Origin of the sequence: Dyadobacter alkalitolerans DSM 23607, from assembly GCF_000428845.1 — a bacterium.
Lineage (GTDB): Bacteria > Bacteroidota > Bacteroidia > Cytophagales > Spirosomataceae > Dyadobacter > Dyadobacter alkalitolerans.
On sequence record NZ_AUAS01000014.1, the window covers coordinates 26031 to 37962 of the forward strand.

Annotated in this window: 13 protein-coding genes; 3 read left to right on the forward strand and 10 right to left on the reverse strand. The window is 44.3% G+C overall.

From position 1 onward, the window contains the following. Positions 1 to 2: 2 nt before the first annotated feature. The 5 genes from G395_RS0121195 to G395_RS0121215 all read right to left on the reverse strand — a co-directional run bounded on the left by G395_RS0121195 (position 3) and on the right by G395_RS0121215 (position 5611). The gene (locus G395_RS0121195; protein ID WP_026631911.1) at positions 3 to 377 is read right to left on the reverse strand and encodes a BlaI/MecI/CopY family transcriptional regulator; all 375 of its coding nucleotides are present in this window, start codon (positions 375 to 377) and stop codon (positions 3 to 5) included. Positions 378 to 630: 253 nt separating this feature from the next. Beyond that, positions 631 to 1755, reverse strand: coding sequence for a DNA polymerase III subunit beta (gene dnaN / locus G395_RS0121200; RefSeq protein ID WP_026631912.1), 1125 nt, complete (start codon positions 1753 to 1755; stop codon positions 631 to 633). A gap of 108 nt (positions 1756 to 1863) precedes the next feature. Then, the gene (gene gldG / locus G395_RS0121205; RefSeq protein ID WP_026631913.1) at positions 1864 to 3516 is read right to left on the reverse strand and encodes a gliding motility-associated ABC transporter substrate-binding protein GldG; all 1653 of its coding nucleotides are present in this window, start codon (positions 3514 to 3516) and stop codon (positions 1864 to 1866) included. Between the two features lie 109 nt (positions 3517 to 3625). Further along, on the reverse strand, positions 3626 to 4633 hold the full coding sequence (locus G395_RS29920; RefSeq protein WP_051350288.1) for a phytanoyl-CoA dioxygenase family protein: 1008 nt from the start codon (positions 4631 to 4633) through the stop codon (positions 3626 to 3628). A gap of 84 nt (positions 4634 to 4717) precedes the next feature. Continuing rightward, a complete protein-coding gene (locus tag G395_RS0121215; RefSeq protein WP_026631914.1) occupies positions 4718 to 5611 on the reverse strand; it encodes a 3-keto-disaccharide hydrolase in 894 nt (297 codons plus the stop codon). A gap of 167 nt (positions 5612 to 5778) precedes the next feature. Between G395_RS0121215 and G395_RS32190 the strand changes: the two genes are divergently transcribed. Together G395_RS32190 and G395_RS0121225 are read left to right on the forward strand one after the other, a co-directional pair. Further along, positions 5779 to 5955, forward strand: a complete 177-nt coding sequence (locus tag G395_RS32190; protein WP_157486766.1) for a hypothetical protein — start codon at positions 5779 to 5781, stop codon at positions 5953 to 5955. Then, positions 5952 to 6170, forward strand: a complete 219-nt coding sequence (locus tag G395_RS0121225) for a hypothetical protein (protein WP_026631915.1) — start codon at positions 5952 to 5954, stop codon at positions 6168 to 6170. Before G395_RS32190 ends, G395_RS0121225 begins: the two co-directional genes overlap by 4 nt. On the opposite strand, the gene rnr is transcribed toward G395_RS0121225, so the two are convergent. From rnr to lipB, 4 genes are read right to left on the reverse strand one after another with little or no spacing between them, the layout of a single operon-like run. Then, positions 6171 to 8564, reverse strand: a complete 2394-nt coding sequence (gene rnr / locus G395_RS0121230) for a ribonuclease R (RefSeq protein WP_026631916.1) — start codon at positions 8562 to 8564, stop codon at positions 6171 to 6173. A 56-nt stretch (positions 8565 to 8620) separates the two neighbouring features. Further along, entirely contained in the window at positions 8621 to 9355 is a 735-nt protein-coding gene (locus G395_RS0121235) for a 3'-5' exonuclease (protein ID WP_026631917.1), read from the reverse strand. A 27-nt stretch (positions 9356 to 9382) separates the two neighbouring features. Next, entirely contained in the window at positions 9383 to 9796 is a 414-nt protein-coding gene (locus G395_RS0121240; protein WP_026631918.1) for a hypothetical protein, read from the reverse strand. Between the two features lie 10 nt (positions 9797 to 9806). After that, on the reverse strand, positions 9807 to 10520 hold the full coding sequence (lipB, locus tag G395_RS0121245) for a lipoyl(octanoyl) transferase LipB (RefSeq protein WP_026631919.1): 714 nt from the start codon (positions 10518 to 10520) through the stop codon (positions 9807 to 9809). An 89-nt stretch (positions 10521 to 10609) separates the two neighbouring features. Here lipB and G395_RS0121250 point away from each other — a divergent pair, with 89 nt between their 5' ends. Beyond that, complete coding sequence (locus G395_RS0121250) at positions 10610 to 10969, forward strand: YraN family protein (protein WP_026631920.1); 360 nt, start codon at positions 10610 to 10612, stop codon at positions 10967 to 10969. A 19-nt stretch (positions 10970 to 10988) separates the two neighbouring features. Here the strand turns inward: G395_RS0121250 and G395_RS0121255 are convergent, their stop codons facing one another. After that, complete coding sequence (locus tag G395_RS0121255) at positions 10989 to 11858, reverse strand: AraC family transcriptional regulator (protein ID WP_051350289.1); 870 nt, start codon at positions 11856 to 11858, stop codon at positions 10989 to 10991. Positions 11859 to 11932: the final 74 nt, after the last annotated feature.

Below are 11932 nucleotides of genomic sequence, written 5' to 3' on the forward strand. Positions count from 1 at the left end.
GGCTAACGATTGTTTTCAAGATTGTTTAATAACGCACGTATTTCATCTAATTCTTCTTTGGAGGTTGAATGGTTCCCCAGTGCCTGCATTACCATCTGCGCGGCTGATCCCTGAAATGCAGTTTCCACCAATTTGCCCAGCAAGTTTTGCTGCGTTTCCTCTTTCCCTAGCAACGCAACATAAATGTGTGAGCGACCCTGTTCGGTGCGATACAAAAGTCCTTTGTCATGCATAATCTGCATAAGCTTTAATGTGGTTGTGTAACCCACATCTTTGGTTACAGATAAGGCATCATGAACGGCACGCACGGTGCTCGGGCCTGCTTGCCAGAGGTAATTTAAAATTTCTAATTCGGAATCGGTTGGCTTGATGTACATGGCAGAAATGTTATACGATAATCTTCGTATCAAATGTCTACGAAAAAAATCGTACATGCAAGCCCTAACTACGATTTTTTTCGTAATAGTATGTTAAAATAAGTTAATTGATTGATTCGTAACGAGATAAAGCAAGAAAATCCAGCTGAGCGCAGCTGGATTTTCTTGAACGGGTAAAACCCTAAATCCCTAAAGGGGCTTTTCGGTTTCGCTTGGACATCTGTAAGCCCCTTTAAGGGGTTGGGGTAATTTGCTAAACGTAAGTGTTTAACATTACTGGCATCACCAGCATTAAGATATCTTCGTTCTCCTCCTGATCCACTGGAATGATCAAACCGGCGCGATTCGGAGCAGATAATTCGAATGTAATTGTCTTGCTGGAAAGGTTTCCTAACACCTCGATGAGGAACTTGGCATTGAAGCCGATCTCCATATCGTCGCCATTGTATTCACACATCAAGCGCTCATTAGCTTCATTGGAATAGTCAAGGTCCTCAGCGGAAATGACGAGGTCATTCAATGACATTTTCAAACGAACCTGATGTGTTGTTCTGTTTGAATAGATGGAAATACGTCTCAGCGAACTAAGGATTTCCATCCTGTTAATGGTCAGCGTATTTTGGTTGTTGGTCGGAATTGCATTTTCGTAATCCGGGAAACGCTCGTCAATCAGGCGGCATATCATGCGGATGTTTTCAAAGCTGAAGAAGGCATTGCTGGAAGTAAATTCAGCCTTAACCGGCAGGTCTTCGGAAGGCAAGCAAGATTTCAGCAAGTTCAATGCTTTCCGCTGAATGATCATCGATGTATCCACATCAGACTTAATATCCGTCCGGCGATATCTTACCAGGCGGTGACCGTCCGTCGCCACGAATGTTGCGTTTTCTGTCCCCATTTGAACGAAAACCCCGGTCATAGCAGGCCGAAGATCGTCTGTGCTGGTGGCGAACAATGTATTCGCTATAGCCGCACCCAATGCGGATGAAGAAAAATCAACGGATTGGCCGCGATTAACAGCCGGTGTCTTAGGGAAATCGATTGGATTTTCGCCTGAGAGCTTGTAGCGACCATTGTCAGAGATGATCTCTGTTCCGAATGTCTCACTATTCACCTGCAATGTGATAGGCTGCTCAGGCAGTCCGCGAAGCGTATCAAGCAATAATTTTGCAGGGATCGCAATGGCTCCTTTTTCAGAAGATTCAACCTCGATTTCAGTGATCATCACCGTTTGCAGGTCAGAAGCCGTCACGGTTAATGTATTGCCTTCCAATGATAAAAGGAAGTTCTCAAGAATAGGCACAATTGGGTTCGTTGAAACGACACCGTTTATAGCAGACAGCTGTTTGAGTAGAACTGATGACGAAACGACAAACTTCATAATTCGTGACGTAAGTGTTTAGATGATAAATTTATAGAATGACAGGTTTGAAAAAATCTGTCTTGTAGTGAACAAAAGTATAAAAAATTACCGACGAAGCAGCCCTTATCAGGTGAATTTTCGCATACGAAGATAGTAGCGCAACGCCCCAAAAATCCCGATCAGCGCGATGGGCAAGAGTAAATTGAGTGCCTGCCAGAATTTCTTATTTTCCTGGATCTGGATTTTGTCCAATGCCCGAATGTCTATCTGTTTATTACGTGCTTTGATCAGTCCGTTTGCGTCCGTCATGTAATCAAGCGCGTGCATCACGAAGTCCTTGTTTCCGAACGTCTGTTTCGTCACGCGGTCGTAACCGAGCGGAAGCGGTGCATTCCTTTTATAATCATAATCATTAACAATCAGGTCGCCGTCAGAACAAATGATCACTTTCGCCGGACTTCCCTTTGATTTGAATTTTGCAGCGCGTGGATCGCCGGGTAAAATCCTGTTGGCAAAAATAGAAGTGAATGACCCTTCCAAAAGGACACCCGCCAATTTTGCCCCATTATTATAAGTCGCCGGATCCGGATCCTTACGCGCTTCGTTGTAACCGACCAATGCGGGTGCATTGACGACCTGCGTGTAGCCGGAAGTCATTAGTAATGGTGTTTTATTGATTTCAGGAGCGCCGCCAACCGTGTCAATCGAGCTCAAAAATCGTGTGTAAACTGCATTGAGGTTCCTCGTGATCGTATGTGTGCCAAAGTTATTCAGCAAGGGAAAAAAGCGCCAGGGCATCGGCCGTATCTCCGGCTTGTCGCCCATATTGCCGACATTCAGCAGAATTTCGGCACAATTTAAGTCTTTCACAAGATTGGTATTAACACGAGCGCCCCATCTGAAGAACAGGTCATTCAGATTAAGACCCTGTGGCTGCGCATAATTCCCATCCAGACTAACGCTGTCGACACGCGCCCCATCAACAAAGAAAAGCGCCTTCCCGCCTCCCATAATGTATTGGTCAAGCTTAAATTTTTCATCATCCGAAAATGCGCTGTCGGGTTTCAGCACAAGCAATGCATCGAGTCCCTCATAGGATTCGGGATTGTTCATGTCCAGAAATACATCGTAGCTCTGCTGAATGGTCGCTATCAGGTCGCTCAATCGGGCAGGTGAGATTTTGGTATGACTTACCACCAGCCCGACTTTTTTATGCTCCTGACTGCCTAAAAGCCGGATAGCGGATGCAATTTCGAATTCTACACCCTCATATGACTGGTTAAGCTGCTCTTCCGGAGAGCTGGATCTGTTTCCTTTCAGGAGCTGCACCGGGACAGACATCGTATCCGCCTGAACAATTACTCCCGGAAAAATGATCTTTTCCGTTCGTTTGCCGTCTTCGTTTGCAAAGACATTGGTTGGGGTTAATCCCCGGTCTACAAGATTCAAATATTGCTTTTGCCTTTGCTCTTCACTTGATGCCTCGGATGGATCCGAATAATTGATGATCAGATGGCCGTTTGCGTAGGTTTTAAATTCTTCTAATGTTTCCCGCGTCGCACTTTCCAGCCTTTCAAAACCAGCGGGCAAATCGCCATTTAGGTAAACATTGACAATAATATCTTTGTCCAGATCACTTAAAAGCTGTTTTGTCGCCTGCGAAATGCTGTAACGCTTATCCTCCGTAAGGTCCCACCGAAAGAAAAATTGTGAGGCCAACCAGTTTACCCCGGCGAGCAAACCTATAATCAAGACTAACCGGAGTGTTGTGTTTTTCATTCAAAAAGATTGGCAAATGATATAAAACAAAAAATGGACGATGCTGTGTCCAGTATAAACGTCCATTTTTTGCAAAAATATAAAAAACCAAAAATGAATTGGTTATTAATTATTTCAATACATCCTCGGATTGGGGGAAAACAGGGTTGTTATAGATGTAAACGCCATTGAACTCCTGCTTAACAGGCTCCTGCGTCACAAAATTTCTGTGGTAAGGCAATGCCTGTTCAGTTGAATAATGGCAAACGAACGATTTTCTGGTTTGTTCCGGGTTGGTGATCATTGAACCTCCGTGCGCGAGCGCTGCGTGCCAGATCAGCACATCACCTTTTTTAATGAGCAATGTTTCCTTCGGATACTGATGCTCTGCACAGGTTTTGTCGAGATACTGAGCAAATTCGAGCGGTGATTTGGTTGAATCTTTTTTGAACAAAATACCGCTTCCGAAGTCAAATTTCGGCATTTTATGTGAGCCAATGTAGTAATAAAGCGGGCCTGAATCGATTTTAATGTCTTCCAAAGCGATCCACGCGGCTGCCAGATGGCTTGGGATTTTAGCTGTTACCCACGGAAAATCCTGATGTGTAGGCTGCTGGCTTCCATACATAAAGACGAGGCTTTGCATGACCACCACTTTTTGATTAAAAATCGCTTCCAGAAATGACACGATGGAAGGATGTGTCATCAGCTTTTTCCCTGCCACCGAAGAGTTGTGGAAATCATTGATCTTCACATATTTACCCAGCAAAGCTTCTTTTGGGAATTCCTTAATGTTCCGTTCCTGATTTGGTTTAAACTCATCCAGATCTATGCGGACAGAGAGATCATATTTGTCAGGATTCTGTACCAGCTCCTGGAAATCGCCCCAGAATTTATCGATCATTTCTTCCGGGATGACATTCTCGAGAATGGCGTAACCTTTCTGTTCCCAGTCTTCGAGCTTTTCTGCCATGTTATAAGGCACTTTGTAACGAGGTGGATGTTTTGCCAGAAAGTCGGCAATGTTGGCACCAGGCTTGTCAATCCAGGGGAGCGTAGAAGAGTCAAATTCTTTTAAAGGGAAATAATGGTCTTTAAGAGATTCGGCCTTGCGAATGACGCGCTGAACAATGCTCATGTTGTAATGGGTTAAAGAAAATGATGTTACCAAATATAATCAAAACTACTTGGCGTGACGGAGCAAATGCGTCACCGCTGGCTACTACTTATTAAACGTACAAGTGCTGTTGTCCGCGTATTGATAATAAGACTTATAGTTAGACGCTTTCGGATCCATACAACCCTTTAAATTGAGCAATTGAATGTTCCTGAAATCAATGGGATGGCTTTCGGCCTGAAGTGCGATGTAACCGCTTCCAAGCGGCGTATTGTCTTTGCGCACCCATTCCGCTTCGCTGCCTACTTTCCCATCTTTAAATGTATGATTTTTACCGACATAACCACCACCAATTTTTGGATTTGTAAAGACCAGGACGGTGTCGCCTTCGATCATATGGTAAACGATCGAGTCGCCCAATACAATCGCCTCGGCAGTTACCCACTGGTCTCCATTGTAAGTTTTTGAGCTGGAATTGATGCAATGCGCCTCATCCACTTTGCCATTGATCTCCACAATGGTTCCGGGTGTACAAAGGTTGCCCGTTGTGCGTTCACCTGCATTTAACCCGCCCAAATATTGCATTTCCAGAGAAATAGGGAAATCCTGGTCCAGACCCAAGCTCGCAGCAGACTGCGAATGAAGCATTATGCCGCTGTTTCTCACATTCCAGGAAGCCCCGCCGGGCACCTGATTGCCTGTGAAGCGATATTGGAGCCGGATTTTATAATGAGAAAAGGGCTTGTTGTAATACATATGCCCGTATTCGGTCGTAAACTTATCGTATTCCTTATAGTTCACCCGGATCATGTTGTTCTCAACAATGAAGGTGTTTTTGTAATTATCATTTACCTTATGCCCCGCAATCTTAATGTCCCAGCCCGTCAGGTCTTTCCCATTGAACAATGATTGCCATTCTTCCTTATCAGCGGCTTTTTGGGCTTGCGAGGTCAGGGACAGGATCAGTAAAAAAGCTATGGATTTTAATGTGTTGAGCATGCCGGGGATTGTAGTTTGTATTAACCACAAAGTCTACAACCCAGTCAATCTAACATCCATCCGAAAAATTTAACGGCTCCGATTTTCCGGCAGATAATCCGTTTGCCATTCTTTAAAACGTTTGTCTATATTGAACGAGAATTCAAACACGCACTAGTAAAAAGGAAATGTCGCCTATCGAAAAGAAAAATCTCGAACAAGAGATCATTGATTTGAAAAAATTACTTGATTTTTATGTTGGACTAGGAAGTGAGTTATCCAGTCTAAAAGGAGCAGAACTCGAAGCACATATTGATAGTATTCTTGATCGCCTGCAAGAACTTAAATCTTTATTAGATATATGAAAAACAAAAACTTAATTCCAAAACCGCTCCAAACCGCATTCCGCAAATTTGCAACACTTCAAACAGACGAAGAAAAAAACGAATTCTGGAAGGAAATGGCCCGGAACAAAGATCAGTTTGCTCCGGGAACATTAGATATGGAAGTCAAAAAAGGCTTACTAGCATTGTCTGAACGCGTTGATGAACTTTTGAAAACAACCAAACAAATAGCCTGACTATCTTCCTCTTCTCTTACTTTTAGGCTTTGCCGACGAAGAAGAAGATCGGGTCGATGACTTTGAAGAGCGTTCGCTCCGGCCCGAAGATTTCGATTCACGTGATTCACGCGATTCCCTGGGCCGCCTGTCCCGATCACCCGAGCCATTGTTATTTCTAGCAGGAGAGGGGATCGTCCCCGCCAGATAGAGATCCATGCTTCTCCTGGCAAGGTTCGTATCTTTTACCTTTACTTTCACCTTGTCGCCGAAAGTATAGATCTTCTTGGTCCGCTGACCCAGAAGCCGGTAGTTTTCCTTATCCAGCTCATAATAATCATCTCCAAGGTCAGTCATACGGATCAGGCCTTCGGAAGCGGTCTCCGTTATTTCGACGAAAATCCCGAATTCAGTTACGCCGGTAATAATCCCGTCAAACTCGCGGTCTTTGTCCATCATACTCATGTACTCAACCTGCTTGTATTTGATCGAAGCCCTTTCGGCCTCCGCGGCAAGCCTTTCTCTTTCAGAAGAATGCTTGGACGCCTCTTCGTAGCTTTCACTAGGCACAGAATTGCCACCATCCAGATAATGTTGCAACAGCCTGTGCGCCATCACGTCCGGGTAACGGCGAATGGGCGACGTAAAATGGGAATAGCGCTGAAAAGCCAATCCGAAATGGCCCAGATCATCAATACTATACCTTGCCTTTGCCATGGTTCGCACCGCAAGGGACTCGATCAGGTTTTGCTCCGGTTTGCCTTCCACTTTCGCGAGCATGCTGTTCATGGATTTGGCAATTTTATTTTCCTCCTCCACTTCCAGTTTATAGCCCAGCTTGCCAACAAAATTCGCAAAAGTCTGCAAGCGGTCTGTATCCGGAGCTTCATGGACCCGATACACCATTGTATTTTTATTTTCGCCTTTTGAAAGTGAAAACACATATTCCGCCACGCGTTTATTGGCAAGAAGCATGAATTCTTCGATCAGCTTGTTGGAATCGTGGCGTTCTTTGGTATAAATGCCCAGCGGTTTTCCTTGCTCGTCCAGCTTGAAACGAACTTCCGTTGTCTCAAAATTAATGGCGCCGTTTTTGAACCGCTCTTTCCTCAGAATTTTGCCCAGCGTATTCAATGTGTTTAGCTCGCGCGGATAATCTCCCTCTCCCGAGTCCAAAACGGCTTGCGCTTCTTCATAGGAGAATCGCCTGTCCGAATGTATGACCGTTCTACCAAACCATTCTTTAAGCACTTTTCCTTTCGGGCTTAGTTCAAAAATCGCTGAGAACGATAATTTATCCTCGTTAGGGCGAAGTGAACAAAGATTATTGGACAGTTTTTCAGGAAGCATCGGAACAGTCCGGTCTACCAGATAAACTGATGTAGCACGGCGGTAAGCCTCTTTTTCCAACTCGGTTCCGGGCAAAACATAGTGCGAAACGTCCGCAATGTGCACGCCAACCTCAACATTGCCTTCATCCAGATAACGCACAGAAAGCGCATCGTCGAAGTCTTTCGCATCAACCGGGTCAATTGTAAACGTCAGCACATCACGGATATCTTTCCGTTTTGCAATGTCCTTTTTTGAAATCTTATCCGGAATTCGCTGGGCTTCCGCTTCAACTGTTTCAGGAAAATGATAGGGAAGTCCGAACTCAGCAAGAATGGCATGCATTTCGACATCATTGTTCCCGGCTTTTCCAAGAACTTCAACGATCTCGCCCTCCGCCTGGCTTCTGCGCGTAGGCCATTGGGTAACTTTTACAATCACCTTATCACCATTCTCCGCGTCCTTAACCTCTTCCGGTTCAATGTAAATAGGGTCAAAAAGCTTTTTGTTATCCGGTTGGACAACTGCATAGCGGGACGTAATTTCTATCACCCCGACAATATCGGTGCCCGATCGTTCCACAATCTCCGCAACGCGTCCTTCCACACGGGTTTTGCCCGAATCATTGCGGCCGGATCTTGAATTCCGACTATTTTTTGTCAGTGGCTGAACCGTCACAATGTCGCCATCCCAGGCGCCGTTCAGCATTTCGGATTCTATATAAATGTCGTCTTCACGGCCCTCAATGATCACAAATGCAAACGACTTGTTAACACGGTCAACGCGGCCGGTCAGTCCTGTTTTAACTTCTTTATTCGGCCCGGCTGTGTAACCGCCGTTTTGATGCACAAGCCTTCCGGATTCTTCCAGCTCATGTATGATTTCATTGATAAGCGTCCTAACCTTCTTATCCTGAACGCCAAAATGGTCATGGATATCAAACGGCCGGAACGTCTGGTCGCTGTTCAGATCGAAGAAAGCCGCAATATCAGCCTTCAAATTATCGATGTAGGAAACGATATGATGAGGCGCTTTGGCCTCTTTCTTATCATTGCCCTGTTTATCTTTTATCTTTTTATCTCTCATTTATTCTTAATGTAATGCTTTTACATATGTAAAAGCGGATTGCTGGCTCCGTCCACTCATTCTATACGAATAATATTCTCCGGCGGGACGGTTTTGAAACAGTGTAATCTCAGATAAAGCTGTGCCAGTACGACAACATCTTCCCTGCAATATCGACAAATTTTGGCCAGATCTTTTTCTTCCCAATAAACCCGCGTTACCTGGTCGCCGCTCATTTCATTTTTACTGCCGGGAATATCGAAAACGGCTGCAAGCAAGTCCAGGGAAGTGTAACTTTTATAATCGCCAAATTTCCAAAGGTCCATTGTGTCCTGATGCAGGATTTCCCACGGTTTTTTACCCGAAATTTGCAAAACTTTTGGAATTTCAATACAATGGATCAGCATTCGGCGGCATAGGAAGGGGAAGTCGAATTCCTTGCCGTTGTGCGCGCACAAAATCAATTGATCGGCTGGATATTTCTCTATTAACGCTTTGAATTGAAGGAGAATATCTACTTCATTGTCTCCGGAAAAGCTGCTGACTTTGAACGAAATCTCATTGTTATCATTCCAGTAAAATGCACCAAAAGCGATGCATACAATCTTACCGAATTCCGAGTAAATCGCGCCGCGATCATAGAAATATTCCGCATTGGACAGCGTTTCGTCGCCTTTCCTGAAACTCAGGGTTTTTTTGTCCCAAAGCTTTTGCATCCGTTCGGGGAGTTGGTCATAGGATGCAAATGCAGAGACCGTTTCAATGTCAAGTAACAAGAAGTTCTTGGCACGCTTTCTAAATTCATCTGTCATAATGTGTGTTTGTATAAAAAATTCCCGCTACTCGTGCACTACTCCCTCCAGACCAAGCGGACTGATCTGGATCAGGTTATCTTCAATAATGCTGTCGGGCACGAAGATAAACTTTTTATCGTATATCTGATTTCCAATGAAATAGCTCACCCAAAATTCATTGTTAAGATGAAAAACATCTGGCATAATAGGCTCAACAACAGCATGTTCGCCTGCCTTTATCTCGGGGAAGAAATGTCTTAATGTAGAAGTGCGCTGGTCAGCATTTGTGCCTGATTCGCCGCTGCCGTAACCTTTTGACGTAACAAAAACGTTTGTGATCGGCTCGGCATTCCGGTTGATCACGATCACGTTCCATTCCTCTTCCTGCGCTTCACTGATACTCCTTACAATTGCAACTTGTATGCCCTGAACGGGGTGAAATATGATGTCTTTTTTCATTATTCTTTACTTACAGCTCCATCTGGAACAGTCCTGCTAAATGATTTTTTAATTTATCTGAAACTTCCTGCATATCCAAGTCCCTGCCCAACTCCGCTGCCATGGAAGTAACTGCCTTATCCTGAATGCCACAAGGCACAATGTTCCTAAAATAAGAAAGATCCGTATTTACATTCAAAGCAAAACCATGCATCGTAACCCACCGGCTCGATTTCACTCCTAACGCGCAGATTTTCCTAGGATTTTTTTGTTCTTCAAAATCAAACCAAACACCTGTGAGACCCTGAATGCGACCAGCACTCAACCCATAATCAGCTAATGTGAGGATAATCGCTTCCTCTAATGTTCTCATATAAAGGTGAATGTCGGTGAAAAAATTATCCAGATCAAAAATCGGGTAGCCAACGATCTGGCCGGGTCCGTGATATGTAATGTCGCCGCCGCGATTGATCTTATAATATTTCGCCTGTTTTTCCCCGAGTGCCTCCTCGTTCAAAAGCAAATGGTCCGCTTTGCCACTTTTCCCAAGCGTATAAACATGAGGATGCTGGCAAAAAAGCAAGTAGTTGGGTGTCAAAAGCTGCTCGTCCGTACCGAGATTCCGGTTCGCCGTCTTCACAGAGATCGTCTCCGCAAAGATTTTCTCCTGATAATCCCAAGCCTCCTGATAATCAATCAGCCCCAGATCCTGGAAATGAACGTGCTTGTTGATGAGGGTATTCATTTAAAAAATTTGTGACCAATTTATTTTCCAACGTCTTAATGTAGGAAGTGGTTTAATATCAAACACACATTAACACGTAAATTGTTCTCATGGCAGCACATAATGACCTTGGAAACTGGGGTGAAGATCAGGCAGCGGCGTTTTTGGCAAATAAAGGCTTTGAGATTGTTGAGAAAAACCATCGCAACCGATATTCGGAAATCGACCTCATTGTTACAAAAGACAAGATGCTAATCTTCGTCGAAGTCAAAACGCGCAGCAACACAGGTTTCGGCTTGCCCGAAGAATTTGTAAACGTGACCAAAGCCCGCCTGATCATGCGTGCAGCCGAACATTACATTTTCGACAAAGATTGGATGTTCGACATCCGCTTCGACGTCATCTCCATCCTCATCCAGCCAGACGGGAAGTCTGACATTTATCACATTGAGGATGCTTTTTGCAAATGAGCTCGTGTAAATAACCGACTCAAAGCCCCTTCTGAAAGCTTTTTCTATAATTAAGCGGGCTCATTTTCATGCGCCTTTTGAAGAGTTTATAAAAATGGGAGACGTCGCCGAAACCGCTGTCAAAGGAGATTTCGGAAACCGGCCGGTCTGTTGACAGCAACTGCTGAACGGCGAAATTGATGCGGTAATCGATTACTGTGTCCAGAAAAGTTTTGTTGGTAACCCTTTTGAAATATTTACAAAAAGCATTGGGCGACATATTCACAACCGCTGACACCTCATTCAGCACAATATCATTTCGGAAATTATCAATAATGTAGCCCAACGCGGCATTAATGCGATCCTTATTACTATTGATTTGAGTGGCGACAACACCGTCCTGGTCCAGCAGAACGAATTCTTTGGAATCGGCCAGATCTTCGAGAATGTCCAGTAACAGCAGCATTTTCTTCAAAGCATTTTCTTCCTGCGCCAAAACGCTCATTCTGGCGCCTATTTCCTTGGCAGTTTGTCCTGTGAAATGAATGCCGTGTGCGCTGATTTTTAGCAGGTTGCGAATGTTAGATAGTTCTGGTCTGTCAAAGAAGTCGGTTCCCAGAAAACTTTTGTCAAACTGCGCTACGATAGACTTGGCGTGAAAGCCAGGCGTTGAAATGCTTTCCGATTTCCAGGAATGCGGCAGATCCGAGCCCAATAATACAAGATCTCCGGCGTCAAAATCGGCCATTTGCTTGCCTACGTAGCGTTTTCCTTTCCCTTTCAGGATCAATGTAAGTTCAAATTCGGGATGAAAATGATAGGGGACGTTAAACTTTTCGAGATTGAATGAGTTAACCAGAAACGACGCATCCGATCCGGAATTAATTGTCTCAAATAGGGCCTTTATCATTGACTATTTTAATCGTAGTAGATTTGTTGAGGTAAAACTAGATAATATTAGCCACAAAATATCCATTATTAGCC

Bases quoted from the DNA above. Each gene is read 5' to 3' on its own strand.
- G395_RS0121255 (WP_051350289.1), bottom strand. From the start codon at position 11,858: ATGATAAAGGCCCTATTTGAGACAATTAATTCCGGATCGGATGCGTCG.
- G395_RS0121240 (WP_026631918.1), bottom strand. From the start codon at position 9,796: ATGAAAAAAGACATCATATTTCACCCCGTTCAGGGCATACAAGTTGCA.
- G395_RS29920 (WP_051350288.1), bottom strand. From the start codon at position 4,633: ATGAGCATTGTTCAGCGCGTCATTCGCAAGGCCGAATCTCTTAAAGAC.
- G395_RS0121250 (WP_026631920.1), top strand. From the start codon at position 10,610: ATGGCAGCACATAATGACCTTGGAAACTGGGGTGAAGATCAGGCAGCG.
- G395_RS32190 (WP_157486766.1), top strand. From the start codon at position 5,779: ATGTCGCCTATCGAAAAGAAAAATCTCGAACAAGAGATCATTGATTTG.
- G395_RS0121215 (WP_026631914.1), bottom strand. From the start codon at position 5,611: ATGCTCAACACATTAAAATCCATAGCTTTTTTACTGATCCTGTCCCTG.
- lipB (WP_026631919.1), bottom strand. From the start codon at position 10,520: ATGAATACCCTCATCAACAAGCACGTTCATTTCCAGGATCTGGGGCTG.
- G395_RS0121235 (WP_026631917.1), bottom strand. From the start codon at position 9,355: ATGACAGATGAATTTAGAAAGCGTGCCAAGAACTTCTTGTTACTTGAC.
- gldG (WP_026631913.1), bottom strand. From the start codon at position 3,516: ATGAAAAACACAACACTCCGGTTAGTCTTGATTATAGGTTTGCTCGCC.
- rnr (WP_026631916.1), bottom strand. From the start codon at position 8,564: ATGAGAGATAAAAAGATAAAAGATAAACAGGGCAATGATAAGAAAGAG.
- G395_RS0121225 (WP_026631915.1), top strand. From the start codon at position 5,952: ATGAAAAACAAAAACTTAATTCCAAAACCGCTCCAAACCGCATTCCGC.
- G395_RS0121195 (WP_026631911.1), bottom strand. From the start codon at position 377: ATGTACATCAAGCCAACCGATTCCGAATTAGAAATTTTAAATTACCTC.
- dnaN (WP_026631912.1), bottom strand. From the start codon at position 1,755: ATGAAGTTTGTCGTTTCGTCATCAGTTCTACTCAAACAGCTGTCTGCT.